Below are 25,900 nucleotides of genomic sequence, written 5' to 3' on the forward strand. Positions count from 1 at the left end.
CTTGAGCAATGGACAAGAAGCCGTCCGTCGTCCATGATTCCGATGCGGACCTCACCGTCGGTCCGCCGAAGCGGTCCGCCGCGGGATTGCCCAGCCTGGTGGACTCCTTGCCCCGTGCGTTGAGCGACATGGGGCCGTCCCGCGCCTGGAAGTCCTTGCTGGCCATGAACCAGAAGGATGGCTTCGACTGCATGAGCTGCGCGTGGCCGGATCCTCCCGAGCGGAAGGTGGCCGAGTTCTGTGAAAACGGCGCGAAGGCCGTCGGGTGGGAGGCCGATCCGCTCAAGGTTCCGTCCACCTTCTGGGACGAGAACGACGTCGACTCCCTCGCCGAGCGCTCCGAGTACTGGCTGGGACAGCAGGGCAGGCTCGTGGAACCTGTCTACAAACCCGCCGGGGCGAGCCACTACCGCCCCATCAGTTGGGACAATGCGTTCCGGATTATTGCCCGGGAACTGGATGCCCTGGAATCGCCCGACGAGGCCACCTTCTACACGAGCGGACGGACGAGCAACGAAGCCGCCTTCGTCTACCAGCTGTTCGTCCGAGCCTTCGGGACGAACAACCTGCCGGATTGCTCGAATATGTGCCACGAGTCCACCGGGCTGGCCCTCGGAGAGACGCTCGGCGTGGGCAAGTCTGCCGTTACGTACACGGACTTTGCCAAGGCGGATTTGATCATCATCATGGGCCAGAACCCGGGGACCTGCCATCCCCGGATGCTCACCGCCTTGGAAGAGGCAAAGCTCGCCGGTGCCAGCATCGTGGCGGTGAACCCGCTTCCCGAAGCCGGACTCATCAACTTCAAGAACCCGCAACGGCCCCGTGGACTGGTAGGCAAAGGAACGGACTTGGCAGACCAGTTCCTGCAGATCCGCCTCGCAGGAGACATGGCGTTGCTCCAAGCCGTGTCCAAGCGGGTCCTGGACGCGGAGGAAGCGGCGCCCGGGGCGGTGCTGGATCACGCGTTCATCGAGAAGCACTGCCAAGGCCTCGAAGAGTTCCGAGCCCATATCGACAATCTGGACGAGCAGGACGTCCTCGCCGCGACGGGCCTGAGGATGGAGGAAATCGACGAGCTTGCCTCCCGCTACCTGCGTGCCGAGAAGGTCATCATCACGTGGGCCATGGGCCTGACCCAGCACAAGAAGGCCGTGGCGACCATCAAGGAGATCGTCAACCTGCTCCTTCTCCGCGGGAACATCGGCAAACCCGGCGCAGGTCCGTCGCCGATCCGTGGACACAGCAACGTCCAGGGGGACCGCACCATGGGCATTTGGGAGAAGATGCCGGAACCGTTCCTGAACGCCCTGCAACAGGAATTCGGCTTTGACCCGCCGCGGCACCCGGGCGTCGATTCCGTGGACAGCATCCGCGGCATGCGGGACGGCCGGATCAAGGTGCTCGTCGCGCTCGGTGGGAACCTCGTGCATGCCATGTCCGACACCACAGCGGCCGAGGCAGCAGTCCGCAAGACACGGTTGTCCGTCCAGATTTCCACGAAGCTCAACCGCTCCCACGCCGTGGTGGGGGAACAAGCGATGATCCTGCCGACCATGGGCCGCACGGAAATAGACCGCCAGGCCAGCGGCGAGCAGTTCGTCACGGTGGAAGACACGGTCTGCGCAGTTCACAGCTCGGCGGGAAGGCTGGAGCCGATCTCCGAGAAGGTCCTGTCCGAAGTGGCGATCGTGTGCCGCATGGCCGGCACGGTACTCGGTGAAAAGGTCCCGGTTGATTGGCGGGGCTTCGAGGCGAACTACGACACCGTGCGCGAACACATTTCCCATGTGGTGCCGGGCTTCGAAGACTTCAACCGGAAAGCCCGGAGCCGTGACGGTTTTGTCCTGCCCCACGGCCCGCGGGACGAGCGGAAGTTTCCCACGGCCACCGGGAAAGCCATGTTCACGGTCAACGGCCTTGAGACCATCCACGTCCCAGAAGGGCGCTTGCTCCTCCAGACAGTGCGCTCCCACGATCAGTTCAACACCACCACCTACAGCATGAACGACCGTTACCGGGGCGTGAAGAAGGGCCGCATGGTGCTCTTCGCGCATCGTGACGACCTGGCTGACCTGGGCCTTGCCGATGGCGGCTATGTGGACGTGCACAGCGAAGCCGACGACGGCGTGGACAGGGTCCTGCGGCAGTTGCGGCTCATCGCGTACCCGACAGCGCGCGGTTGCGTGACTGCCTACTACCCGGAAGCGAACGTCCTGGTAGCGCTGGATTCGACCGCCGAAGGCAGCAACACTCCCGCGTCCAAGTCGGTCGTGGTGCGACTGGAGCCGGCTGCGCCACCCGCAGGCTAGTGCCCCCTGGCGATCCATTCCTCCAGTCGGGGCGCCTCGGCTCCAACAGTGGTGGGGCTGCCGTGGCCCGTCAGGACGAGGGTGTTCGCCGGCAGCGTCAGGATCCTGGAGCGGATGGAGTCGATAATCGTGGGGAAATCGCTGTAGGACCGCCCGGTGGCGCCCGGTCCGCCCTGGAACAGCGTGTCGCCGCTGAACAGTGTTCCTTCGCTCTCCAGATGGAAGGACACGGAACCGGGGGAGTGGCCGGGCGTGTGGAGGGCAGTGAGCCTGGTGCCGGCGACCTCGAAGGTCCCGCCCTCGGCAATGCCGGCGTCGGGATCTGTCGCGGGATAGACGGCGTGCCAGAGCATCCAGTCGTCACGGTGCAAGTGGATCGGCGCACGCACGATGTCCCGGAAAGCTCCTGCGGACCGGATGTGGTCGTCGTGGCCATGCGTCAGGAGGATGGCTTTGACGGTCCGGTCCCCGACTGCCTCGGCGATGGCGTCCGGCTGGTGCGCGGGATCGATCACGATGCACTCGGAACCGTCTCCGACAATCCAGACGTTGTTGTCCACGTCCCAGGTGCCGCCGTCGAGTGAGAAGGTGCCCGAGGTGATGACGCGGTCAACCCGGACGGTCTTGGTTTCGCCGGTCAGCGATTCATCCGTCACAGTTCGACCACCGATCGAAGCACGGAACCGGAATGCATCTTGTCGAAGGCTTCCTCGATGTCGGCGATGCCGATCCGTTCCGTGACGAAGGCATCGAGATCGAGCTTGCCCTGCAGGTAGAGGCTGACGAGCATGGGGAAATCGCGGGATGGCAGGCAGTCGCCATACCAGGAGGACTTCAGCGAGCCGCCCCGGCCGAAAACGTCCAGCAACGGGAGTTCGAGCGTCATTTCCGGCGTCGGAACGCCCACCAGCACCACGGTGCCGGCGAGGTCGCGCGCGTAGAACGCTTGCTTGTAGGTCTCGGGGCGCCCGACGGCGTCGATCACCACGTCCGCGCCGAAGCCGCCGGTGAGTTCGCGGATTCGTTCCACGGGATCGCCGTGGGAGGAGTCCACCACATGGGTGGCGCCGAGTCCGCGCGCGCGTTCCAGCTTCCTGGCGTCGATGTCGACGGCGATGATGGTGGTGGCACCTGCCAAGGCAGCGCCCGCGATGGCGGCCACGCCGACCCCGCCGCAACCGATGACGGCTACCGAATCGCCGCGCTTCACCCCGCCGGTGTTGATGGCGGCGCCCAGCCCGGCCATCACGCCGCAGCCGAGCAGGCCGACGGCGGCAGCATCGGCGTCGGGATCAACCTTGGTGCATTGCCCGGCGGCGACGAGCGTCTTCTCGGCGAAGGCGCCGATGCCCAGCGCCGGGGAGAGGACTGTGCCGTCCTCGAGCGTCATCTTCTGCGTGGCGTTGTGCGTGTTGAAGCAGTACTGGGCCAGCCCGCGGTTGCAGGCCCGGCAGTTGCCGCAGACGGCCCGCCAGTTCAGGATCACGCGGTCTCCGGGGGCGATGTCCGTGACGTCCGGGCCGACGGCGCTCACCACGCCGGTTGCTTCATGGCCGAGAAGGAAGGGGAAATCGTCGCTGATGCCCCCGAGCTTGTAGTGCAGGTCGGTGTGGCACACGCCGCTGGTGAGGATGTCCACCAGGGCTTCGCCCGGACCTGGATCGGGGACGAGGATCGTTTCCAGGGTGACAGGTGCGCCCTTCGAGCGGACTACTGCCCCCTTGACTGCATGGACCATGAATGACTCCCGGTGGGTTCAGTCGGTTGCGGGGTTTAGGCTGCGAGGCGCGCTTCGACCTCGGCCGCGGACGGGTTGGTGGCCGCGGTGCCGTCCGGGAAAAGGACCGTGGGGACGGTCTGGTTGCCGCCGTTCAGCTTCTCCACGAGTTCGGCCGTGCCCTCAACCTCTTCGATGTTGATCTCGTTGTAGCCGATGCCCTTGGCGTCCAGCTGCTTCTTGAGACGGTTGCAATAACCGCACCAAGTCGTCGAGAACATGGTGATGGTGCCGGATTCGGGGGTGAAGTCCACGGATTCTCCTGCCGTTGTTGTGACGAACTACTCGCGTCAACGGTAACCCGGCAGGAGCTATTCCTTCGTGCGCATGTGTCACATGACACGCGAGGGCGAATCGGGCATGGCTGTGGACGGGCGGCCTACAGCTGCTCTTCGACGACGACTCCGGACTGGAACTCGCGGCCGTCGGCTTCACTGAAGGCCGTCATCACATGCCCCTTGCCAAGGCCGTTGATCGCCGAGAGGGGGAAATGGCCCGTAATGGTGTTCCCCGAGTGCTCAACACCCTTGAGGTCGTAGTTCTCCTCGGCGCTGAGGTCGTGGTTAAACGAGAAGAAGGCAATAGCCTCCCCATTCATGAACTCGATGCCTAGTCTTCGTTGAGAGGAATAGTCCGGAGTCGCCGCGACCAGGCCTACGACAAAGGCGCCGGAACCCGGGATGTTGCCCTCGATCTCGAACTTCGCCACGAGCGTGGCTTCCGTGGCGGTAATGCTGGCCTGCTTCAGAAGTGCCTCATGGATGCTCATGGCTCAATCCTGCTCTGTGCGACCTCCGCCGTCCACCCCTCGTTCTGCTTTTGTCAGAGCTTGGCCGTCGGCCGGATCTGATCGCGCCCACCGGCGGAATCCGCCCTGACCAGCCGGAAGAGGTGCCGATACAGGTACCGGCAGGCCCTCCCTCATGGCCGGGAAGGCTTCTAGGGTTGAGGGCGTGGATAACCGGAATGAAGGCATGAAGCGATTACTCGTCCCGTCTGCAGCGCTGCTGTGGGGGTTCCAGTTCGCGTTCCTCAACCCTGCCCTGGCACTCCTCCTGGTAGCCCTGTTCAACGCCACCCCTGCGGAGGTGGGATGGGTCCTCGCCGTCTACAACGCCAGCGGCTTCATCGCCTCCCTTCTGGTGCCTGCCTATGCAGATCGTGCGAACGACTACCTTCGGCCCATGCTTGCCTGCGGCGTCCTGACCCTGGCGTTGTCCGCGCTCCTGGCAGTGAGCACGTCGCTGCCGATCGCCGTCGTGGGCTTGATTGTGCTTGGCGGTCCGGCGGGGGTGGGCAGCTCGCTGCTCTTCGCCCACCTCAGGCACTCGGGTGCCGGAACATCGGACGTGATGAACACGCGCGCGATTGTCTCCTTCGCCTGGGTGGCCGGGCCGCCGCTCGCGACGTTCATCATGGGCGCGCTGGGCAACCGGGCCATCCTGCTCGCCCTCAGTGCGGTGGCTGTGCTCAATGTCGCCACGACCGCCGCCATGATTTCCCGACGGCGCGCTGCCTCCGCCGAGGATCGTCCCAAGGCCCATGCCGAAGAGGACGGGCAGCCGTTCTCGAAATCCGGGGTCGCCGCCGTCGTCTTCGCCTTCGTCGCCTTGCAGGCCACCAACAGCGCCGCCGTGTCCATCATGAGCCTGTTCGTGACGCAAGGGCTCGGCGTCGACGTCATCTGGGCGGGCATCGCGCTCGGCGTGTCCGCCGCGCTCGAGATCCCTGCGCTCTTCCTGATCGGGCGGCTGGCACGCCGCTACTCCAGCCGGGCGCTCATCGCCTCCGGATGTGTCGCAGGACTCGCCTACTACACGGGCATGGCCTTCGTCGCCAATCCCGCCACCCTGATTGCGCTCCAGGTGCTGAATGCCTGGTTCTTCGGGATCGTGGCCGGCGTAGGGCTGACCCTGTTCCAGCGGCTGATTCCCCGGCCCGGCCTGGCCTCCGGCGTGTACACGAACACGAGGCGCGTCGGCGCTATCGTTTCTGGCCCCATCATCGCTTTGGGTTCGACGACGGCGCTCGGCTACCAAGGCATCTTCGCGGCGTGCGCGGCACTCACCGTCCTGGCGCTGATAGTCATTGTGCTGGCCGGGCGGCCGCGGCCGACGTCGTCAAAGGAACGGCCTGCTGCCCCTGCGCCCGCTCTTGACGCTAGCGATTGAGCCTGACAACGCGCAGGATGATGCCTGCCGCGAACATGAGGACGCCCACGCCCGCCGATAGGGGCGGAAGCGCGGCCACGAGGACGACACAGGCCAAGGCCCCGAACACCTGGAGGGCTTTGGGGTATCTGCGGTCTTCGTCCGGCTGCGTGAACGCCGCAATATTGGCGACCAGGTAGTAGATCAGCACGCCGAACGAGGAGAAGCCGATCGCACCGCGCAAGTCGGCGACGGCGACGATCACGCAGATCACGGCGGCGAGGGCGGCCTCGGCGCGGTGCGGGACGCGGTACCGGGGGTGGACGGCGGCGAGCCAGTGCGGCAGGTCGTGGTGCCTGGCCATCGCCAGCGTGGTCCGGCCCAGGCCCGCGATGAGGGCGAGCAAGGCGCCGAGGGACGCGACGGCGGCTCCGACGCGGACCACCGGGACCGCCCAGGCGAAGTTCCCGGCTCCGACCGCGGCAGCGAGTGGCGTCGGAGTGCCTGCAACGCCGTCCGGGCCGAGGGCGGCGAGAAGCGTCACGGCGATGATCGCGTAGACGACGACGGCGACGCCCAACGCGATCCCGATGGCACGCGGGATCGCGCGGCGCGGGTCCCGGACTTCCTCTCCCATGGTCGCGATCCTCGCGTAGCCGGCGAAGGCGAAGAAAAGCAAACCGGCGGATTGGAGGATCCCGTACCAACCGTGTGCAAGGAGGCCATCCCCGGGGATGTTGGCCGACGACGGCGCAGAACCGGTCCAGCTGGCTGCCACCCCGATGGCGAGGGCCGCCAGCACCGCGAGAACCAGGATGCGTGTCAGGCCTGCGGTGCGGGTCACCCCGTGATAGTTCACGGCGGCGAGGACGACGACGGCGGCGATCGCCACGGGTCGTTCCCAGCCCGGAGGGGCGGCATAGGCGGCGAATGTCATGGCCATGGCCGCCGCGCTGGCGGTCTTGCCGATGACGAATCCCCACCCGGCCAGGTATCCGGACCACGGCCCCAGCCGTTCGCGCCCGTATATGTATGTTCCACCCGACGTCGGATATGCGGCGGCGAGTTGGGCGGAGGACGTGGCGTTGCAGAATGCCACCGTTGCTGCGATGACCAGTCCGATCAGCAGTCCTGACCCTGCGGCGGCCGCCGCAGGAGTGAACGCCGCGAACACCCCGGCGCCGATCATGGAGCCCAATCCGATGACGACCGCGTCAAAGGTGCCCAGCCGGCGGGCCAGCGCCTGGGGGTTGCTCACGGGCCTAGGACTTCCCGGCGACTGTCAGAACGATGAGGACGCAATTGAGGCCGACGATGAGTGCGGCGCTGGTCCACCCGGCAATCTTCAATGCGGTGGAGTCCGTATGGATGCCCATGACTTCCCGCTTGCCGGTAAGCCGGATCAGCGGAATCAAGGCGAAAGGAATCCCGAAGCTCAGCAGGACCTGGCTCAGCACGAGAGCCAGGGTGGGTTCTATGCCCGCGCCGAGAATGGCCAGCGCCGGAACCAGTGTGACTACCCGGCGGACCAGCAAGGGAACGCGGATCTTGAGGAGGCCGCCCATGACTGTTGCGCCGGCGTAGCATCCGACGGACGTCGAGGCCAGGCCCGAGGCCAGCAAACCGACCCCGAAAGCGACGCCGATGATTGGTCCCAGGGCCGAGGTGACGGCGGCGTGGGCTCCGGCGATGGTGTCGGTTCCGTCGACTCCCCGCAGGCTGGACGCGGCCAAAAGGAGCATGGCGATGTTCACGACGCCGGCCAGCATCAGGGCGCCCGCGACGTCCACGCGGGTGGCCTTGATGAGCCGGGTCCGCACGGCGGGATCCTCCGAGAAACCGTGCCGGTCGCGGGCCAGGGCCGAATGCAGGTAGATGGCATGCGGCATGACGGTGGCACCAAGCATGCTCGCGGCGAGGAGGACCGTATCCGTTCCCTCGAAGCGCGGCACCAAACCAGCGAGCACTCCACCGGTTTCGGGTGGATTGACGAAGAGCCCCGAAACGAATCCGACGGCGATGACAGCCAGGAGGATCATGATCGCGTACTCAAAGGACTTCTGGCCCCGGGACGACTGGAGCCCCAAGAGCACCATGGATGCCAGGCCGATGATGATTCCGCCCGGGAGCAGCGGCAGTCCGAAGAGAAGGTTGAGGGCGACCGCGCCGCCGATGACTTCGGCCATGTCCGTAGCCCCGGCAACCACCTCCGCCTGGACCCAGAACAGCCTGCGGCGGCGGGTTCCCAAGCGTTTGCCCAGCAGTTCCGGAAGGCTCTGGCCGGTGGCCAAGCCGAGTTTCGCCGACTGGTACTGCACCAGGACTGCCATGATGTTCGCTGCTACCAGGACCCACACGAGAAGGTAGCCGTAATTCGCCCCGGCAGTGAGGTTTGCCGCGACGTTTCCCGGATCCACGTAGGCGATCGCAGCGACGAAAGCCGGCCCCAAGAAGAGCAGCCGGGAGCGCCACCGGGTCTTGCCCGCCGGTCTCTCGGCAATCGTGGCAGCCATGGTTTCCTCAACATCGCGGATACGGACACTTGAGGATACCGTTAAGTTAGGCATGCCGAAAAGTGGTTTTTAGGTGCGGCTTGATACGCGTGCGCTTTGCCCAACTGACTGGCACTAGGTGTCGCTTTGAGCCCTCAAAACGACACCTAATGCGAGTTAGTTGGGTGGGGACAGTTGGGTGGGTTCAGGCGTGGGTGGGTTCTTCCACGAGTGCCGTGGCGATGCTGTCCGCGTCGTCGAGCGCGGCGAGGTATCGTTCGGCATCCAAAGCCGCGGCGCAACCCGTTCCCGCGGCCGTAATGGCTTGGCGGTAGCGGTGATCCACGGCGTCGCCGCAAGCGAAGACTCCGGAGAGGTTGGTCACGGTGGTGGGGGCGTCGACCTTGATGTAGCCCTCGGCGTCGAGTTCCACCTGTCCCTCGACAAGGTCCGTCCGGGGGACATGTCCAATGGCCACGAAGATGCCCGTAGCCGCATGCTCGCGCGATTCGCCGGAACGCGTGTCTGCCAGGGTTACCCCGGTGACCTTGGCGTCGCCGTGGATGGCGGTGATGGCCGAGTTCCATGCGAAGCGGATTTTCGGATTGTCCTTGGCCCGCTGGGCCATGATCCGCGAGGCCCGGAGTTCCTCCCTGCGGACGACGACGGTCACGGTCTTCGCGAACCGGGTCAGGAACATCGCTTCTTCCATCGCGGAATCGCCGCCACCCACCACGATGATTTCCTGCTCGCGGAAGAAGAAGCCATCGCAAGTGGCGCACCAGGAAACGCCGTGTCCGCTCAGCCTCTTCTCTTCGGGCAAACCGAGTTCCTTGTAGGCCGAGCCGGTCGCAAGGATGACGGCGGGTGCCTCGTGGGTGTCGCCCGAGCCGGTGACCACGCGCTTGAGGTGCCCCATCAGCGAGACTTCAGTGGCGTCGTCGAACGTTATTTTGGCGCCGAAGCGCTCGGCTTGCTCCTGCAGGCCGTCCATGAGTTCGGGACCCTGGATGCCGGCGGGGAAGCCGGGGAAGTTCTCCACTTCCGTGGTGTTCATCAACGCGCCGCCGGCGGTGACGGAGCCTGCAAGGACGAGGGGGCTCAGGCCCGCCCTTGCTGCATAGATGGCCGCGGTGTAACCGGCAGGGCCGGATCCGATGATGATCAACTGTTCTTTGCTCATGGGACTAGTGCAACAAGGTCGAGGCCTTCAATCAAGGGCTCGCCAATCCGCGGGCATAATGGGTGAATGTTCAGCGAAGCCGGAGCCGTCCTGATCCGGCCCATGCGTCCCGGGGATTGGCCCGAAGTCCGTGCGATTTTCACCGAGGGTATCGAGACCGGGCAAGCAACCTTCGAGGCGGCAGTTCCCGAATGGGAGCAATTCAACGCGAGCCGCATTCCGGACCACCGTTTCGTCGCCGCGGCCTCCGGGCACGTACTGGGATGGACGGCCGTTTCCGCTGTGTCCTCGCGACCGGCCTATGCCGGAGTCGTCGAACACTCCGTCTACGTCGCCGGTTCTGCCCGCGGACGAGGTGTCGGAGGCCTGCTGCTGAAAGCGCTGGCTGCGTCCACCGAAGAGCAGGGCATCTGGACCATCCAGTCGAGCATTTTCCCCGAGAACCAGGCCAGCATCCGCCTTCACCAGGCGAATGGATTCACCATTGTTGGCCGCCGCGAACGCATCGCGCGCATGAGTGCAGGGCCGCTTGCCGGCCAATGGCGGGACACGCTCCTGCTCGAGCGCCGCTCGCGCCGGGTCTGACGGCGCGGTTTGAGGGGCGCGCCGCCTCGACTCATGCCACGTGGCAGAGGCTGTTGAGGGCCGCCCACTGGAGGAGCATGATCGTCTTTCCGTCCACGATGCGGCCGTCGTCGATCATGGCGAGGGCCTCGGTGAAGGCAATCTCGATGATTTCGATGTCTTCGCCCTCTGCGGCTACTCCGCCGCCGGGGCCTGTCTGGTCCGCCGGGGTGTAGGGCGCGACGTAGAAGTGCAGCCTTTCGGTGACCGATCCGGGACTCATGTAAGCGTCGAAGACGTGCCGCAGCGTTCCGACGTCGACGCCGAGCTCCTCGCTGGCCTCGCGACGGATGGCCGTTTCGGGATCGTCGTCGTCCAGCAGTCCGGCGGCCGTCTCGATCAGCATCCCGTCCGGATGATCGTTGACGTAGGCCGGGAAGCGGAACTGCCGGGTGAGCAGCACCGTGCCCCGGCCGGCGTCGTACAACAGAATCGTCGCGCCGTTCCCGCGATCGTAGCTTTCGCGCTGCTGCGTGACCCATCGGCCGTCCCTGCGGCGGTAGTCGAAGGTGGTGCGACGCAGCACGTGCCAACCGTCCGAGGTCACCTCGACGTCGCGGACCGCCACGGCGGGATTGCGGTCGAGGCCGCGGCCAACGTGGTCAAGGCCGGTGCGGCCGCGTTGGTCAGGTACGTCAATTCCAGGACGCAACGTCGCGGGAGGGGCATCGATTCTCGGAGTCATTCCGCTAGAATAGTGCACAAACGTGCAACATTAGGAAGGATCGCGCATGCTTTCTGCGGAACGGCACCAATTTCTGCTCTCGCGCCTTGCCGCCGATGGCAAGGTGATCGCCAAAGACGTCGCCCACGAACTTGGCCTGTCCGAAGACAGCGTGCGCCGCGATCTGCGCGAGCTTGCCGCGGCGGGGCTCTGTCAACGTGTGTACGGCGGTGCCCTGCCGGTTTCTCCGGCCATCGCCGACTACGCCGCCCGCGTTACGGTTGAGCCGGAAAGCAAGGGCCGCATAGCTGCCCGGGCGGCTTCCCTCATCCAGGCGGGTTCCGCCGTGATCCTCGACGGCGGCACCAGCACCATCGCGGTGGTCCACGCGCTGCCGGCGGAGCTCGACTGCACAGTGATCACCCACAGTCCGACCATCGCTTCGGCGCTTGTCGAGCACCCGCTCGTCGAGGTGTTCCTCCTCGGGGGCCGCTTGTTCAAACACTCTGCCGTGACGTGCGGGGCTGCGGCCGTCGAGGCCACCCAGGGCATTTCCGCGGAGCTGTTCTTCCTCGGTGTCACCGGAGTCCACCCCGTCCACGGACTGACCACCGCCGACGCCGACGAAGCCGCCATGAAACGCGCCCTGGCAGCCCGCGCGGCAGATACTTACGTCCTCGCGAGCACTGAGAAGATCGGCGCAGCTTCACGCTATTCGGTACTGCCTTTCGCCCGCGTCGCCGGCATCATCACGGATGCGCCGGCGAACGATCCGACCATGAGGGAACTCTCGGACCTTGGCGTCGCACTCGTTGGCGCCGGCTGACCATCCGCTACTCCGCCCGCTCCTCGTGTGCCCGGATGACAAAGTGCTCCACGCGGCGGTCCGGAATCAGCCAGATCAACGCCACGACGGTGTACGCAGCGACGGCGAGCAAAGGATGGAGAAGGCACAGGCCAAGGCCGGAGAGGTAGATGAGCGGCGACGTCTTCCCCTTCCAGTCCCGGCCAATCGCCTGGGCGAGCGCACCCTGCCGCCCCTGGTGCCGGATCAACGACTGCTGCAGGACGAAGTAGGCAATGGCGGCGCACAGCAGGTTGAACCCGTAAGCCAGCACAGGCACCTCGGCGAAGCCCGAGTCATCCATCCAGCGTGTGCTGAACGGGAAGAGGGAGATCCAGAACAACAGGTGCAGGTTCGCCCACAGTATCCGGCCGTTGACCCGATCCGCCAGATGGATCATGTGGTGGTGGTTATTCCAGTAGATCCCCACGTAGACGAAGCTGAGCAAGTAACTGAGGAACGTGGGAAAGACGCTCAGCAAGGCATGCCAGCTCGGTTCCGTGGGCACCCGCAGCTCAAGCACCATGATGGTGATGACAATGGCGAGGACGCCGTCACTGAATGCCTCGAGCCGGTTCTTGTTCATCGCATTGCTGCCTTCATGGGGACATCATCGCCGGTGCGGACTCCCGCGGCCAAGAGATGACGCCGGGCGGCGAAAGTCCCCGCGCGGCACAAGCGCCCGGCCGGTGCCGAGGTGCAGGTGCCCCGCAGGGACTTTTCGGGAGGGACAGGCCTGCGCACTGACGTGACGCCGGCCCTCCCCGCCTAACCCAGTGTGGCTGCCTAGCCCAGTGTGGCCGCGTCAATGACGAAGCGGTACCGCACATCGGAGGCGAGGACCCGCTCGTAGGCGTCGTTGATCTTTTCGGCCGGGATGACCTCGATCTCGGCGCCGAGTCCATGTTCGGCGCAGAAATCGAGCATTTCCTGCGTCTCCCGGATGCCGCCGATTGCCGATCCGGCGAACGAGCGCCGGCCCCCGATGAGTGCGAAGGCGTTGACAGGCAGCGGCTCCGGCGGTGCGCCCACGTTCACCAGCGCGCCGTCGAGCGCCAGCAACTGGAGGTAGGAGCTGATGTCGATCGGAGCGCTGACGGTGTTGATGATCAGGTCGAAGGTCCGTGCCAGTTTTTCGAAGGTGGCCGGCTCGCTCGTGGCGAAGTACTGGTCGGCGCCCAGGCGCAGGCCGTCTTCCATTTTCTTCAGCGATTGGGACAATACCGTGACCTCGGCGCCCATCGCATGCGCGAGCTTGACGGCCATGTGGCCCAGGCCGCCGAGACCGACGACGCCGACCTTCTTGCCCGGGCCTGCACCCCAGTGCCGAAGCGGCGAATAGGTGGTGATGCCTGCGCACAGCAGGGGAGCCGCGGCGTCGAGCGCTATGCCTTCGGGGATGCGCACCACGAAGTCCTCGGTCACGACGACGTGGGTGGAGTAGCCGCCCTGGGTGATGGTCCCGTCGCGGTCGACGGCGCCGTAGGTCCCGGTCATGCCGTTCAAGCAGTACTGCTCTTCGCCCTTGCGGCAGTTCACGCATTCGCGGCAGGAGTTGACCATGCAGCCGACGCCGACGCGGTCGCCGACCGTGTGGCGGGTGACCTCGGAGCCGATTTCAGTGACAATTCCGGCGATTTCGTGGCCGGGGGCGAGCGGGTACGATTGCGGTCCCCAGTCGCCGCGGACCGTGTGGATGTCTGAATGGCAGATGCCTGCGTACTTGATCTCGATCAGCACGTCGTGGGGGCCGACGTCCCGGCGCTCGATGGTGGTGGGGACGAGGGCTTCGCTCGCGGAAGGGGCGGCGTAAGCATTGACGGTCAGCATTATTCTCCTGTTGGTGGACGGAGGATTGGCACTCTCCATCAAACAGGAGAATTCCAAGCTGAGGGAGTCCCTGATGGTAGGGGTACTGGCAGGGACTCCCTCAAGTGAATCGGATGCGGTGAGGACTAGCTGGCACCCAGGAAGATCGGGTTCGTCAACGCCGCCATGGGGCCGAGCGGGATGGCAGTTCCCATCTCCGTGCCGCTGCCGGAGGTTCCGTCGAGCTTGGGATGCCGGACCTCCACGCGCACGTAGGCCGCGAGTTGCGGGGTGGTGACCCACGTGCTCGTTCCCTGGCCGGACGCCGGAAGCGTGACCTGCTGGGTCTGTCCCTCATCCGTGATGAAGCGCACGACGCCGTTCGGCACCCCGGCGATTTTCGTCGTCACCGTGACGCGGGCATCTGCCGCGACGTTGAGCCGTTCGCCCACGGTCGCGCTCTTGCCGCCGGACGTGACCTGGAAATCCACTGAGACGTCGGCGGACTCTGCGATCCAGTTCCGCCCGTTGCGGATGCCGTCCAGCAGGGCATCGCGCGACAGTGCCGCGGCGTTGACCACGTTGTGCGGGAGTCCGATGACCTGCGGGACGCTGTGGGCGTCGCTGTTGCCCATCGCGGGGAGCCAGCGGCCCCCAGTGCGCACGGAGTGGGCCAGCATTGAGTCCCAGGTGTTGACGGAAGACTCGTCGTCAATGGTCCATGGGCCCGTCCAGACCTCAACGGCATCGGCGTCGTCGTAACCGAACTTCCAGCGGCAGGCGACATACGGGCAGTACGGGTGGGCCGGAACAACAATCCCGCCCGAGGAGTGGATCCGCTGGGCTTCCTGCTCGAATCCCTTGTCGCGGGCCCGGTAGCGCCAGTCGATCCATTCGCCGGGCTCCAGGCCGAGCGCGAGGTAGTGGCCGTTCCGTGTGGTGACTTCCTCGCCCGTGAGGATGAGCAGATCGTTGCCGGCGAGCGGCCCCCAGACACCGTGCGATGCCGGGGTGTTGTGGTCCGTGGAGATCATGAAGTCGAGGCGCGCGGCGCGGGCGCCGGCCGCGACCTCCTCGGGGGTGCGCTTTCCGTCGGAGTAGACAGTGTGCAGGTGTGCATCGCCGCGGTACCAGGCCGCACCACGGCCGGCAATCTGCTGCGGCGGGTACTGGGGCTTGAACGGAGCGACGTCGGGTCCATAGTCAAGGGTGATATTGACGGTGTAGTCGAGGCCTTGCTCGGCTACCTGGTACGGGCCGAGGACGACGTTCCACGTGCCCTTTCCGATCGGTCCGGGCAGGTAGCCCGGCGTCGTGTCGCCGGCGCTGATGCTGAATTCGGTGCGGAAACCGCCGGACCAGCCGCGGAAACCCTTCCCGGCGAGATCGGTGCCCTTCTCATCGAAGATTCCGATGTCGCAGGCGTTCCCGAGGAGTCCGGAGGCCACCTGGGGCTTGCTGTAGGTGTATGAAACGCTGATCTTGTTGACGCCGGCGGGGACCTCGATCGGCAAATAGACGAAATCTGCGGCGCCGGGTTCCAGATGCCCGGTGATCGTCTTGCTCTTGCTGGTGCCGGTGGCGGCTGCCGCGAACGAAACCGGGGCCAGGGTCAACGCCGCGCCGGTCAATGCGGCGGCGAGGAAGCCGCGGCGGGTAGCGGAAAAGGAGACATTGTCGCCCGAATGGGCTTTGCATGGTGAAGTCACTCCCTCGATGTTGCCGAGCGTTACTGAACAGTAGGCAACGGAACCAAGAACGCAGCATGAAACCGGAATCGCCAGCAAACCGAGTCCATACAGTGGACACGTCCTCATCGGACCCTTGCCACGAGCAATGCCCGGGCTTACTGTTCTTGGCATGCACCAAGGGCTGGGGCGACGGCGCAAACCTTTCCCATGGACCGAACAGGACGGTGTTTTCAGATGTGCGATATTCCGGGTTTGATCAGTCGCCTTCAAGCCGAAGACCTTGCGCGATTGCGCGATGCAGGCAAAGAAAAGCCCTTGGAACCGGGGATGGTCGCCGCGATCGATGCCGCGGCCGGCGGACCGGGCGAAGGCCGCGGCTACTACGTGGTCAGTGGTTCGTTGTATCCGGTGGACGCCCGGGACTACCACCTCAGGGAAGATGTAGCGGAGGCCGTGCTCGCCGCGGAAGGAACCTCCGTAGACGTGCTGGCCTAAGGACGGGTCAGCCATAACCCGGGGCGCCGACGCCGGCCCGCCCTGAAAACCGGGTGGGCCAGCGCTTTGGGCTGGATGCGCCTTTCGCTAGGTGTGCCTTTCGCTAGGTGCGCATCTACAGCGTGCCCAGCAGTCCCTGCATTTCCTTGATCTCGGCCTCCTGGGCCGTCACGATGTCCTTGCCGAGTTTGAGGGCATCCGCGTTCTTGCCGTCAGCGCCTTCCTTCTGCGCCATGGCCACGGCCCCTTGGTGGTGGGCGATCATGTGGGTCAGGAACAGCCTGGCTGCTTCCCTGCCCTGGGCCGCCTCGAGTTTCGTCATGTCCTCGGTGTCCACCATTCCGTCCATGGTGTGGCCGCCCGACATCTCCGCTGGCTCGTTCCAGTCCTTGAGCCAGCCCGTCATCTTCTCGATCTCCGGTCCCTGGGCTGCCTTGATCCTGCCGGCGAGCGCAGTCACTTGGGTAGGGATGCCGTTCTTGGCGAGCACAACGTCGCTCATCTGGACGGCCTGGGCATGATGGGGGATCATCATCCGGGCAAACTCCGCGTCCGCCGCGTTGTGGCCTGTTGCCGCGGCAGTGGTCGAACCAGACGCAGCTGAACCGGCAGGGGATGCGGAGGTGCTTCCGTGGTTCATTCCCGGCATGCTGCTGCCGCTGGTTCCAGCCGAGCAGCCGGCAAGCGCGATTGCCGTGGCAACGGTAAAGGTGGTCATGGCAAGGTTTTTTCTCATGTTTTGGGGTCCTTCAATCATCAGCCTGCGGAGGTGCGGCTGCGTGGGACGCGCACGGCAAACCCACCGTGTGGGCGGCGCGTCAGGGAGGAATCTTGTGCAGCGGACCGGGACGCCCGGTGCGGGTGTGGATTCTACGTGCGGCTGATGCAGAGATCGCCCGGGGAAGGACTACCCGGGCGATGCGAATAGCCGGAGACCAGGGCACCGGCCGTGGACGTGCCCGCACTGGCATAGGGCGGGACACCCGGCAAGGGTGCCGTCAGGGGGTTATGGCCCGGCGCAGGGACGCAGACGGCGTGGAGGGCCGACAACCCGGTGCAGCTGCCCGGGCATGTGCACGACGGCGCCTGAGAGGAAGCCTCGTGCTGATCTGCATGCGGTTGGCCCACGACGGCGGCCGCGCTCGCGACGGGGGAATGGCCCATGGCGGGGGTGGCGTGCATGCTGTGGCCACCCGCCATGACATGCATCCCGACAATTCCAGCGATGATTGCAAACAGTCCTGCCAACAGGCCGATACGTCGGAGGAAGGCGGTGGCGCGGCCCCGTAGGGGGTCGGTCATGGTCTTCCTCCTTCCGCAGCTTGCGCGCTCTGTTTTCGGGCTTTACGTCGGGTTAAACGAGTAGAGGCCGCGTTCAGTTTCATCCTGCTGCCAGCCTCACCCGGCCATGGTCCGTCCCGTCATGGTCCTCGGGGGCTGAGCGGCTTTCGCAGCGGCGGCTTCGCGGGCGAGGAATGCTCCGAGCTCGCCGATGGTGCTCATCAAAGGCGCGGGGAAAACGACGGTGGTGTTCTTGTCAACGCCGATCTCCACCATGGATTGCAGGTTGCGCAACTGCAAGGCCAAAGGGTGGGCCATCATGGTGTCAGAGGCCATGCCCAGTGCAGCTGCGGCCAGGGACTCGCCTTCGGCGGCGATGATCTTGGCACGCTTCTCACGCTCGGCCTCGGCCTGGCGGGCCATGGCGCGCTTCATGCTCTCCGGCAGCTGGATGTCCTTGAGTTCCACGAGCGTCACTTCGACGCCCCATTCCAAGGTCAGTCCATCCAGGATCTGGCGGATGTTGGCGTTGATGACGTCTGTTTCCGCGAGCGTTTCGTCGAGCGTGTGCTGGCCGACTACTTTGCGCAGCGTGGTTTGTGCGATCTGGTCGATGGCGGCGTAGACGTTTTCGATCGCCAGGACGGACTTGATGGCGTCCACCACCCGGAAATAGGCGACGGCGGAAATATCCAGGCTGACGTTGTCCCGCGTGATGATGCCCTGGGACTGGATAGGCATGGTGACGATCCGCAGGGAAACTTTCCTCAGCCGGTCCACGAACGGGATGATGACCACCAGCCCGGGGGTCCGAAGTCCCTGGACCCTCCCCAGCCTCAACAGGACGCCACGCTCATACTGCGTGACAATGTGGACGGCCATCGCGAACCAGATGACCAGCAGGACAATCAAGACAATCAGCCAGGTGATGGCGTCCGCTGTCATGGCCGCACACCGGCTTCGTCGCTTAGTGCTGATGCGTTCATGGCGGAGATCCTTCGGTGGCAGTGGAGGGAAAAGGGAGCCCACTTTCCGCAGCGGGGCGGGCGAACCGCTCACGTTGTATCTCCAGTAAATACCTTGGATTCGCGGAGTTGTAGGGCCACACACGAAAGGAATGCCCCGCACGGGACATTCCTTTCAATGCGGTGGTTCAGACCCTTTCGCGGGTCCGGTCGATAACCGGCTCCGGATCGTTCGTGAACTCACGGTGGCGGCGTGGGAAGGCCCAGAACATGAAGTCCTTCGCGTCCACCTTGGGCTCAGGGCGTTCCTCGGGTTCCTTTGAGGCATCTTTCCTGGTGTCCCGCCGGAAATCCTTGTTGTAGCCGTAGCACATCACAGACCTCCTTCTAGCAACTGCCTTTTAATCGTCCTCCCGATTCGGCAAGGAGTCCACCTTTTAGGGTCCGATCCGCATCTATGCACAATGGAGGGGTGAAATCCCCACTCGTTCCCCGGAACGCCGCGCTCGCCTACCGCCCTTTCGACCTCGACAGGATCGGTGCGGGACTGGTGTTCGGAGAATCGCTGGGGGACCTCGCAGAAGCCCTCGGTGCGGGAGGAACGGCGGGAGCCGCCGTCGTGCAAGCGCCCCCGGGGACCGGCAAGACGACCCTCGTACCGCCCTTGCTTGCCAATATCCTGCTTGCGGACATCGCGGGCGGCGCCGTCACGGGGAGAGAACGCCCCCGGGTGGTGGTGACCCAACCGCGACGGGTGGCAGCGCGTTCAGCGGCGCGGCGACTCGCCGCCCTCGACGGCAGCGGGCTCGGCGATCGCGTCGGATACACAGTGCGTGGAGAAAGCCAGGCGGGCCCCGGGACCATCATCGAGTTCGTCACACCCGGAATCCTCCTGCGCCGCCTGCTCGCCGATCCCGGCCTTGAGACGGCCGGGGCCGTGATCCTGGACGAAGTCCACGAACGCGGCCTGGAGACGGACCTTTTGCTCGGAATGCTCATCGAGGTCCGTGAGCTGCGGGACGACCTCAGCCTCGTCGCGATGTCCGCGACCTTGGACGCACCACGGTTCGCCGCGCTGATCGGTGGCGTCGGCGCCGGAGGGGGCTCGAACGGAAGGCCCGACGGCGGCCAGCCGGTACCCGTCGTCGACTGTCCCTCCGCGCTGCATCCCTTGACGGTGGACTGGGCGCCGGCGGCGGTGCCGCGGCTGGACGGGCGCGGCGTGGCCCGCGCCTTCCTTGACCATGTGGCGGACACAGCCGCGGCGTCGCACGCGGACGCGTTCGCGGGTGATCCGGATATCGACGCACTCGTGTTCGTCCCGGGGGCGTGGGAGGTCTCGTACGTCGCTTCCCGATTGCGCGCCCGCATGCCTTCGAATGTGCCAGGAGTGGAGGTTTTGGAGCTGAACGGACAGGCGAGCCCGGCGGAACAAGACCGGGCGGTTTCCGGCCGGGAGCCCGGCGGACCTCCCCGGATCGTCGTCTCGACTGCCCTGGCCGAGTCCTCGCTGACGGTTCCGGGGGTCCGGCTGGTCATCGATTCTGGACTGTCCCGCGAGCTGCGGCGCGACGCCAACCGCGGGATGTCGGGCCTCGTCACTGTCTCCTCCTCCCGGGCCTCCGCCGAGCAGCGCGCCGGACGCGCGGCACGCCAAGGGCCCGGACGGGTGGTCCGCTGTTACGAGCAAAAGGCGTACGGTGCCGCCCCGGCCCACCCGACCCCGGAAATCGCGGCAGCCGACCTGACGGGCGCCGCTCTCGTCCTGGCCTGTTGGGGATCGCCGGGCGGCCGGGGGCTGGCACTTCCAGACGCGCCGCCCCAAGGTGCCATGGATGATGCCATCGAGGTACTGCGGGAGCTCGGTGCGATTGACCCTGACGGACTGGCGACGGACGTGGGAAAGACCTTGGCCAGGATCCCCGCCGATCCACGGCTGGCCCGCGCGCTGCTGGATGGTGCCGCCGCGGTCGGGCACCGGGCGGCTGCCCAGGCCGTCGCCCTCGTGGCGGGGGATCAGCGGGCTCCCTGGGCTGACCTGACGCGCCTCCTTGCCACGCTCCGGACGGGCAAGGACCCGGCCGCCAGGCGTTGGGCGGAGGACGTCCGCCGCATGGAGGCGATCGCACGCCAGGAATGGTCCGGCGTCGGGCCTTCCCGGACAGTACCGGCGAGCCCTGGGGAAGCACTCGGCTTCGTCGTCGCGCTCGCGTTCCCGGATCGCGTGGCGCGCCGCGTTCCAGGCACCGGCCCCGAACGCTACTTGCTGACGTCCGGGACACGTGCCGGGCTTCCGGCAGGCAGTCCGCTCGCCGGCCACGATTGGCTCGCCGTGGCCGAAGTGTCCCGTGCGGAGGGACGGGATGCGGCCGGCACCGGCGCCGTCATCCGATCCGCAGCCCCCTTGGCCGCGGATGCGGCCGAAGCTGCCGCCAGCCACCTGAAGAGCGACACGGTGGAAGCCGATTTCACACAGGGCCGTGTCACCGCCAAGCGGGAACGGCGGCTGGGAGCGATCCTGCTTTCGTCCACGCCGGTGCGCCCGACGATCGACGACGGGCGCGTTGCCGTCGCCCGCGCCCTGGCGAAAGAGGGTCTGGGGACCATTGGATGGTCGCCGGCCGCCGATGCCTTGCGCCGGCGATTGGCTTTTCTGCACAGGGAACTGGGTGATCCTTGGCCGGACGTCTCCGAGCCGGCGTTGCTTGCCCGGCTGGAGGAGTGGCTCGCGCCTGAACTCGAAGCGCTCGCAGGAGGCGCTGCCACGAGGGGGATTGACCTGGGCGAGCCGTTGCGGCGGCTTGTGCCGTGGCCTGAGGCGGCCCGGCTCGGCGAGCTGGCACCGGAATGGCTTGAGGTGCCAAGCGGTTCGCGGGTGCGGATCGACTATCCGGACGCGGCCGACGACGGCGGCCGGCCGGTGGTGGCGGTGAAGCTGCAGGAGTGCTTCGGTTGGGCAGAGACTCCGCGTTTGGCAGGCGGACGCGTGCCGGTGCTGTTCCATCTGCTTTCCCCGGCGAGGCGACCGCTCGCCGTGACAGATGACCTGGCTTCCTTTTGGTCCGGCCCGTATGCCCAGGTCCGTGCGGAAATGCGCGGCCGCTATCCGAAGCATCCTTGGCCCGAAGACCCATGGACCGCGCCAGCCACGGCCAGGACCAAGCGGAAGATGTGACCCCGGTTGGCGACGGTTCCAGCCCTCTGGGAGGCACTCACAGGCTTTTTCTTTAGGATGCCACGGTGATGAACATGGAATTGCGACCCGCTGACCTGGCCAACGACTGGTGGCAGGCCGTCCTGCGGGGATTCACCACCCTAGAGGTCCCGAACCTGGCAGCCCCGGTTGTCCTGGGTATCCTAACTGCGGCCGTTGTACTGAGTATCCCGCGCGCCACATGGCGGTGGTTCGGCCTCTACGTGACCTTCGTGCATGAACTGGGCCACGCGTTCGCCGCCCTCATGACGGGGCGGGTTGTCCACGGGCTTCGGATCGGGCTGGACCACTCGGGCCAGCTCCTGAGCAGCGGGCGCGGCAAGTTCGGCGCGGCCTGGTCCGGTTTCTGGGGATATCCGAGTCCCGCGGTGGTGGGCGTGGCCCTCATCTGGTCTGTGTCGGCAGGACGATCGGGGGCTGCCATGTCCATCGGAGCCCTTGTGCTCCTGCTCGCGCTGATCTTTCTGCGGAACTTCACCGGAATCTTCGTCGCGCTCCTCAGTGCCGCGATTGCCCAGCTGCTTGTCATGTTCGCTACTGCCTCGACGGTCAGCCATGTGGTGCTGGGCCTCGGCATAGCGCTCGAGGTGGGGGCCGTGCGGGACTGGTTCAAGGTGGCTGCCGTACATACCCGCCGCCGGGATCGGCTCGCGTCCTCCGATGCCTACATCCTGGCCCGTTCCACGGGGGTGCCGTCCTTGTTGTGGCTGGGTGGTTTCGCCGTTGTCATTGCGGCGAGCGCGGCCATTTCCGTTCGCGTGGTGTGGGGCATGCTCTCCTAAGCCTGCGGTTTCGGCACGGACTGGGTCGATTGCTCTTGCCGTGCGCCGGTCCAGGGTGTGGAATCGGTTAGCAAAGGACGCGGGGGATCCGGCTTCTACTCCAGGAGGTGCTCATGTCGGTGAAAGGCCCAGGCAGTGCGACGAAGGGGTCGAACCGGACCAACCCCGATCTTCGACGCGCGGACCCTTCCTCGGCGCCGGCCGACCGGCCGGAGAATATCCGCAACGTCGTGCTGATTGGCCGCTCAGGCGCGGGAAAGACGATGCTGCTCGAGTCACTTCTCTACGCTGCCGGCGTCGTAACCCGCATGGGTTCGATCGTCGACGGCACCACGGTGAGCGATTCGGAAGCGACGGCCATCCATCAACAACGGTCCATCGGGCTCTCCGCAGCGCCCCTCGTCTTCGACGACGTCAAAGTGAACCTTCTCGACACCCCTGGCTACGCGGATTTCATGGGAGAGTTGCGCGCGGGGCTGCGCGCCGCAGACGCGGCGTTGTTCGTGGTGTCGGCCGTGGACGGCGTCGACGTCGGAACCACCACTCTCTGGGGAGAATGCGAGCGCGTCGGCATGCCCCGGGCGGTCGTGATCAGCCGGCTTGACCATCCACGGGCGAACTACGATGCTGTCCTGGCCGAATGCCGGGCTGCCTTCGGCGATTCCGTGCTTCCCCTCTATGTGCCCGTCCGCGACGCCGATGCTGTTTCGGGAGTGCTCGGGCTGCTTTCGGGCACGGTGTCGGAGTACACCCCTGGGGAGCCGCGGCCCGCGGTACGTCCCGCGACGGCGGAAGAACTGGCCGGCGCGGAGGGTGTCCGCGGGGAACTCATCGAGGGCATCATTTCCGAGAGCGAGGACGAGAGCTTGATGGACCGGTACCTCGGAGGCGAGGAGGTCCCCATCGATACCCTCGTGGACGATTTGGAGACCGCGATCGTCCGGGGCACGTTCTTTCCGGTGCTGGCAAGCTCTTCGGTGACCGGAGTCGGCACGGCCGAACTGCTGGAAGTGCTGACCCGGGCGTTCCCGTCACCGACGGAGCGAAACCTCCCGACGGTCACCGACTTGGGCGGGACGCCGGTCGCACCCCTGACGTGCGATCCGGATGGTCCGCTCCTTGGCGAAGTGGTGCGGACTACCGTTGACCCGTTCCTGGGGAGGGTATGCCTTGTCCGGCTCTTCTCGGGGACGCTTCGCGAGGACTCCGCCGTGCACGTCGGCGGGCACGGGCTGGCCGAGCGCGGCCACCCCGACCACGACAGCGACGAGCGGATCACCCACCTTTACTCTCCGTTGGGGTCCAGCCTTCGTCCGGTACAGTTCGCCGTGGCCGGGGACATCTGCGCGCTGGCGAAGGTGGCGAGCGCCGAGACGGGAGATACGGTGTCCGCCCGCGAGGCTCCCTTGCTCGTGGAAACGTGGGACATGCCCGAGCCGCTGATGCCTGTGGCAATCGAAGCGGCGTCGCACGGCGACGAGGACGCGCTGTCCAAGAGCCTGGCCAAGGTAGCCGCGGGAGATCCGACCCTGAGGGTGGAGCGCAACTCCGAGACGCATCAGTTGGTCTTGTGGTGCATGGGTGAGGCGCACTCGGAGGCAGTCCTCGACCGCTTGCGGGAGCAAGGGGTGAAGCTGCAGACCGTGGACGTCATCACGCCCCTCCGGGAAACCTTCGCAGCCCAGGCCGCCGGCCATGGGCGCTATGTCAAGCAATCCGGCGGCCACGGGCAGTACGCGATTTGCGATATCGAAGTGGAGCCGCTTGAACGCGGGGCGGGTTTTGAATTCGTCGACAGGATTGTCGGTGGGGTCATCCCCGGCACGTATGTCGTCTCGGTCGAGAAAGGCGTCCGGGCGCAGATGAACAAGGGAGTGCGGGCCGGTTTCCCGGTGGTCGATATCAGGGTGATCCTGGTAGGCGGCAAGACCCACAGCGTCGATTCGTCGGACGCGGCGTTCCAGGCGGCCGGTGCGTTGGCCTTGCGGGAGGCCGCCGCGGCGGGCAGCATTCAACTCCTTGAACCGATTTCGGCCGTGACGGTCCTTGTGGCCGACGATCACGTAGGTGCGGTCATGAGCGATTTGTCCTCCCGCCGCGGGCGCGTCACCGGGACAACCTCCGTCGGCGGGGAAAGCACCGAGATCAGCGCCGAAGTTCCGGAACAGGAGTTGCTGCGGTACGCGATCGTGCTGCGGGGGCTGACGGCGGGCAGCGGCCGCTTCCGCAGGGAGTACTTGCGGCACGAGCCGCTGCCGCCGGGCATAGCCGTTGCCGCGGCGAAAGCCTGAGGCTCAGAGTCTCCTTCCAGATCAGCTGTTCTTGCGGAGGAACGCCGACACGGGAGCCGCCAATGATGCCCCGATGTCTTCGGCACTCTTCTTGACTCCCGCGCGTGCGAAGGAATGGTCGCCGCCGTCCCACCACTCGATGGTGGCGGCGGGTCCGATCCGGGCCACGACGTCTTCGAGCAGCTCGGGCGTGGCGAAGGTGTCCCTGGTGCCCTGCAGGAAGAGCATCGGCAGGGTGAGCCCGTAGAGGTGCTCGTCGCGGAGCTTCTCCGGTTTTCCCGGCGGGTGCAGCGGGTAGCCGAGATAGACGAGTCCGGCCGCGGACATTCCTTCGGCTACCGCCATCGACGCCATGCGGCCGCCGAACGACTTGCCGGCTGCCCACAGCGGTTCGCCCCCTGAACGGGACGCCGCTTCCGCCATGACGGCCCGCCACGCCGCGATCGCGGCGGGTGGCCGGTCGGGGAACTTCCTGCCGGCTTCCCGGTAGGGGAAGTTGAAGCGCAAGGTCGCCACGCCGTCGTCGTTCAACGCATGGGCGAGGCCGGCCAGGAAGGGATGTTCCATGCCGGCTCCGGCTCCGTGGGCGAGGACAAGCGTCGCCGCGGCATTGTCCGGCCGGGCGTACATACCGGAAATCGGGGTGCCGTCGACGTCGATCGTGACGCGCGATTCGGCGGTGCCCACGCTCACTCGAACCGGGAGGGATCGCCGGTGCCGCGCCTGACCACTTCCGCGGTGCCGCTCGAGAAGTCCACCACGGTTGTCGGCTCTGCACCGGTGTCCCCGGAATCGATGACGGCTTCCACCAGATTGTCCAGGCGTTCCTTGATCTCCCAGCCTTGGGTCAACGGCTCCTCCTCGTCCGGGAGCAACAAGGTGCTGGAAAGGAGCGGTTCGCCCAGTTCGGCCAGCAGGGCGTGGACAAAGTTATGGTCCGGAATCCGCACGCCGACTGTCTTTTTCTTGGGGTGGAGGAGACGCCGCGGCACTTCCTTGGTGGCAGGCAAGATGAAGGTGTAGCTTCCCGGCGTGACGGCCTTGATGCTTCGGAACACATCGTTGTCGATCATGACGAACTGCCCGAGCTGCGCGAAGTCCTTGCAGACCAAAGTGAAATGGTGTTTGCCGTCGAGCTGGCGGATCGAGCGGATCCGGTCGAGGGCTTCCCTGTTGCCGATTTGCGCGCCGAGCGCGTAGCAGGAATCGGTGGGGTAGGCGATGAGGCCGCCGGACTGGAGGATATTCACCACCTGGGAAATTGCGCGTGGTTGGGGGTCCTGAGGGTGGACGTCGAAGAATCTTGCCATGCCATGAGCTTACGGG

At 66.1% G+C, this 25,900-nt stretch carries 25 protein-coding genes; 8 read left to right on the top strand and 17 right to left on the bottom strand.

Annotation, left to right across the window (positions count from 1 at the left end; all coding sequences use genetic code 11):
* The first annotated feature begins 8 nt into the window (after positions 1 to 8).
* Positions 9 to 2,312, top strand: a complete 2,304-nt coding sequence (locus ACSBOX_RS08925) for an FdhF/YdeP family oxidoreductase (RefSeq protein ID WP_442545675.1) — start codon at positions 9 to 11, stop codon at positions 2,310 to 2,312.
* Here the strand turns inward: ACSBOX_RS08925 and ACSBOX_RS08930 are convergent.
* From ACSBOX_RS08930 to ACSBOX_RS08945, 4 genes are all read right to left on the bottom strand, one after another.
* Positions 2,309 to 2,968 (bottom strand): MBL fold metallo-hydrolase, encoded by a 660-nt coding sequence (locus ACSBOX_RS08930; protein ID WP_442545676.1) that lies wholly within the window; start codon positions 2,966 to 2,968, stop codon positions 2,309 to 2,311. The two genes, ACSBOX_RS08925 and ACSBOX_RS08930, sit on opposite strands and share 4 nt — an antisense overlap.
* On the bottom strand, positions 2,965 to 4,050 hold the full coding sequence (locus tag ACSBOX_RS08935) for an S-(hydroxymethyl)mycothiol dehydrogenase (protein ID WP_442545677.1): 1,086 nt from the start codon (positions 4,048 to 4,050) through the stop codon (positions 2,965 to 2,967). Before ACSBOX_RS08935 ends, ACSBOX_RS08930 begins: the two co-directional genes overlap by 4 nt.
* Positions 4,051 to 4,085: 35 nt before the next feature.
* Positions 4,086 to 4,343, bottom strand: a complete 258-nt coding sequence (locus ACSBOX_RS08940; RefSeq protein ID WP_059389319.1) for a mycoredoxin — start codon at positions 4,341 to 4,343, stop codon at positions 4,086 to 4,088.
* Between the two features lie 125 nt (positions 4,344 to 4,468).
* The gene (locus tag ACSBOX_RS08945) at positions 4,469 to 4,858 is read right to left on the bottom strand and encodes a hypothetical protein (RefSeq protein WP_415987394.1); all 390 of its coding nucleotides are present in this window, start codon (positions 4,856 to 4,858) and stop codon (positions 4,469 to 4,471) included.
* A 184-nt stretch (positions 4,859 to 5,042) separates the two neighbouring features.
* Here ACSBOX_RS08945 and ACSBOX_RS08950 point away from each other — a divergent pair, with 184 nt between their 5' ends.
* Positions 5,043 to 6,260, top strand: a complete 1,218-nt coding sequence (locus tag ACSBOX_RS08950) for an MFS transporter (RefSeq protein WP_442545678.1) — start codon at positions 5,043 to 5,045, stop codon at positions 6,258 to 6,260.
* Here the strand turns inward: ACSBOX_RS08950 and ACSBOX_RS08955 are convergent.
* From ACSBOX_RS08955 to trxB, 3 genes are all read right to left on the bottom strand, one after another.
* Positions 6,250 to 7,497 (bottom strand): APC family permease, encoded by a 1,248-nt coding sequence (locus tag ACSBOX_RS08955; protein WP_442545679.1) that lies wholly within the window; start codon positions 7,495 to 7,497, stop codon positions 6,250 to 6,252. The two genes, ACSBOX_RS08950 and ACSBOX_RS08955, sit on opposite strands and share 11 nt — an antisense overlap.
* 4 nt (positions 7,498 to 7,501) lie before the next feature.
* On the bottom strand, positions 7,502 to 8,752 hold the full coding sequence (locus ACSBOX_RS08960) for an Nramp family divalent metal transporter (RefSeq protein WP_442545680.1): 1,251 nt from the start codon (positions 8,750 to 8,752) through the stop codon (positions 7,502 to 7,504).
* Positions 8,753 to 8,936: 184 nt separating this feature from the next.
* Complete coding sequence (trxB, locus tag ACSBOX_RS08965) at positions 8,937 to 9,914, bottom strand: thioredoxin-disulfide reductase (protein WP_442545681.1); 978 nt, start codon at positions 9,912 to 9,914, stop codon at positions 8,937 to 8,939.
* Between the two features lie 66 nt (positions 9,915 to 9,980).
* Between trxB and ACSBOX_RS08970 the strand changes: the two genes are divergently transcribed.
* Positions 9,981 to 10,499: a GNAT family N-acetyltransferase gene (locus tag ACSBOX_RS08970; RefSeq protein WP_442545682.1), complete on the top strand. Its 519-nt coding sequence runs from the start codon at positions 9,981 to 9,983 to the stop codon at positions 10,497 to 10,499.
* 31 nt (positions 10,500 to 10,530) lie between these two features.
* Here ACSBOX_RS08970 and ACSBOX_RS08975 read toward each other — a convergent pair whose 3' ends face one another.
* The gene (locus ACSBOX_RS08975; RefSeq protein ID WP_442545683.1) at positions 10,531 to 11,223 is read right to left on the bottom strand and encodes an NUDIX domain-containing protein; all 693 of its coding nucleotides are present in this window, start codon (positions 11,221 to 11,223) and stop codon (positions 10,531 to 10,533) included.
* Between the two features lie 46 nt (positions 11,224 to 11,269).
* Between ACSBOX_RS08975 and ACSBOX_RS08980 the strand changes: the two genes are divergently transcribed.
* Entirely contained in the window at positions 11,270 to 12,028 is a 759-nt protein-coding gene (locus tag ACSBOX_RS08980) for a DeoR/GlpR family DNA-binding transcription regulator (RefSeq protein ID WP_442545684.1), read from the top strand.
* A 7-nt stretch (positions 12,029 to 12,035) separates the two neighbouring features.
* Here the strand turns inward: ACSBOX_RS08980 and ACSBOX_RS08985 are convergent, their stop codons facing one another.
* The 3 genes from ACSBOX_RS08985 to ACSBOX_RS08995 form a co-directional block, all read right to left on the bottom strand.
* Positions 12,036 to 12,632 carry a TMEM175 family protein gene (locus ACSBOX_RS08985; protein WP_442545685.1) on the bottom strand — a complete coding sequence of 199 codons (597 nt, stop codon included), beginning with the start codon at positions 12,630 to 12,632 and terminating at the stop codon, positions 12,036 to 12,038.
* A 200-nt stretch (positions 12,633 to 12,832) separates the two neighbouring features.
* Positions 12,833 to 13,876, bottom strand: coding sequence for an NAD(P)-dependent alcohol dehydrogenase (locus tag ACSBOX_RS08990; RefSeq protein WP_442545686.1), 1,044 nt, complete (start codon positions 13,874 to 13,876; stop codon positions 12,833 to 12,835).
* Between the two features lie 125 nt (positions 13,877 to 14,001).
* Positions 14,002 to 15,564 carry a CehA/McbA family metallohydrolase gene (locus tag ACSBOX_RS08995; protein WP_442545687.1) on the bottom strand — a complete coding sequence of 521 codons (1,563 nt, stop codon included), beginning with the start codon at positions 15,562 to 15,564 and terminating at the stop codon, positions 14,002 to 14,004.
* 234 nt (positions 15,565 to 15,798) lie between these two features.
* Here ACSBOX_RS08995 and ACSBOX_RS09000 point away from each other — a divergent pair, with 234 nt between their 5' ends.
* Positions 15,799 to 16,041 carry a hypothetical protein gene (locus ACSBOX_RS09000; RefSeq protein WP_442545688.1) on the top strand — a complete coding sequence of 81 codons (243 nt, stop codon included), beginning with the start codon at positions 15,799 to 15,801 and terminating at the stop codon, positions 16,039 to 16,041.
* A 115-nt stretch (positions 16,042 to 16,156) separates the two neighbouring features.
* Here ACSBOX_RS09000 and ACSBOX_RS09005 read toward each other — a convergent pair whose 3' ends face one another.
* The 4 genes from ACSBOX_RS09005 to ACSBOX_RS09020 all read right to left on the bottom strand — a co-directional run bounded on the left by ACSBOX_RS09005 (position 16,157) and on the right by ACSBOX_RS09020 (position 18,661).
* Positions 16,157 to 16,759, bottom strand: a complete 603-nt coding sequence (locus tag ACSBOX_RS09005; RefSeq protein WP_442545689.1) for a DUF305 domain-containing protein — start codon at positions 16,757 to 16,759, stop codon at positions 16,157 to 16,159.
* A 152-nt stretch (positions 16,760 to 16,911) separates the two neighbouring features.
* Positions 16,912 to 17,343: a hypothetical protein gene (locus ACSBOX_RS09010; protein WP_442545690.1), complete on the bottom strand. Its 432-nt coding sequence runs from the start codon at positions 17,341 to 17,343 to the stop codon at positions 16,912 to 16,914.
* Positions 17,344 to 17,439: 96 nt separating this feature from the next.
* Positions 17,440 to 18,267: a slipin family protein gene (locus ACSBOX_RS09015; protein WP_241707801.1), complete on the bottom strand. Its 828-nt coding sequence runs from the start codon at positions 18,265 to 18,267 to the stop codon at positions 17,440 to 17,442.
* Positions 18,268 to 18,475: 208 nt separating this feature from the next.
* Positions 18,476 to 18,661: a hypothetical protein gene (locus tag ACSBOX_RS09020; RefSeq protein ID WP_442545691.1), complete on the bottom strand. Its 186-nt coding sequence runs from the start codon at positions 18,659 to 18,661 to the stop codon at positions 18,476 to 18,478.
* 83 nt (positions 18,662 to 18,744) lie between these two features.
* Here ACSBOX_RS09020 and hrpB point away from each other — a divergent pair, with 83 nt between their 5' ends.
* The 3 genes from hrpB (at position 18,745) to ACSBOX_RS09035 (ending at position 24,574) form a co-directional block, all read left to right on the top strand.
* Positions 18,745 to 21,462 carry an ATP-dependent helicase HrpB gene (hrpB, locus tag ACSBOX_RS09025; protein WP_442545692.1) on the top strand — a complete coding sequence of 906 codons (2,718 nt, stop codon included), beginning with the start codon at positions 18,745 to 18,747 and terminating at the stop codon, positions 21,460 to 21,462.
* Between the two features lie 68 nt (positions 21,463 to 21,530).
* Complete coding sequence (locus tag ACSBOX_RS09030; RefSeq protein WP_442545693.1) at positions 21,531 to 22,283, top strand: M50 family metallopeptidase; 753 nt, start codon at positions 21,531 to 21,533, stop codon at positions 22,281 to 22,283.
* A 113-nt stretch (positions 22,284 to 22,396) separates the two neighbouring features.
* Entirely contained in the window at positions 22,397 to 24,574 is a 2,178-nt protein-coding gene (locus ACSBOX_RS09035) for an elongation factor G-like protein EF-G2 (RefSeq protein WP_442545694.1), read from the top strand.
* A gap of 21 nt (positions 24,575 to 24,595) precedes the next feature.
* Here ACSBOX_RS09035 and ACSBOX_RS09040 read toward each other — a convergent pair whose 3' ends face one another.
* Together ACSBOX_RS09040 and ACSBOX_RS09045 are read right to left on the bottom strand one after the other, a co-directional pair.
* Positions 24,596 to 25,204 (bottom strand): alpha/beta hydrolase family protein, encoded by a 609-nt coding sequence (locus ACSBOX_RS09040; RefSeq protein ID WP_442546000.1) that lies wholly within the window; start codon positions 25,202 to 25,204, stop codon positions 24,596 to 24,598.
* A gap of 59 nt (positions 25,205 to 25,263) precedes the next feature.
* The gene (locus ACSBOX_RS09045) at positions 25,264 to 25,884 is read right to left on the bottom strand and encodes an L-threonylcarbamoyladenylate synthase (RefSeq protein WP_442545695.1); all 621 of its coding nucleotides are present in this window, start codon (positions 25,882 to 25,884) and stop codon (positions 25,264 to 25,266) included.
* Between the last annotated feature and the right edge of the window lie 16 nt (positions 25,885 to 25,900).

It is taken from the genome of Arthrobacter sp. KN11-1C (assembly GCF_052180225.1).
Lineage (GTDB): Bacteria > Actinomycetota > Actinomycetes > Actinomycetales > Micrococcaceae > Arthrobacter.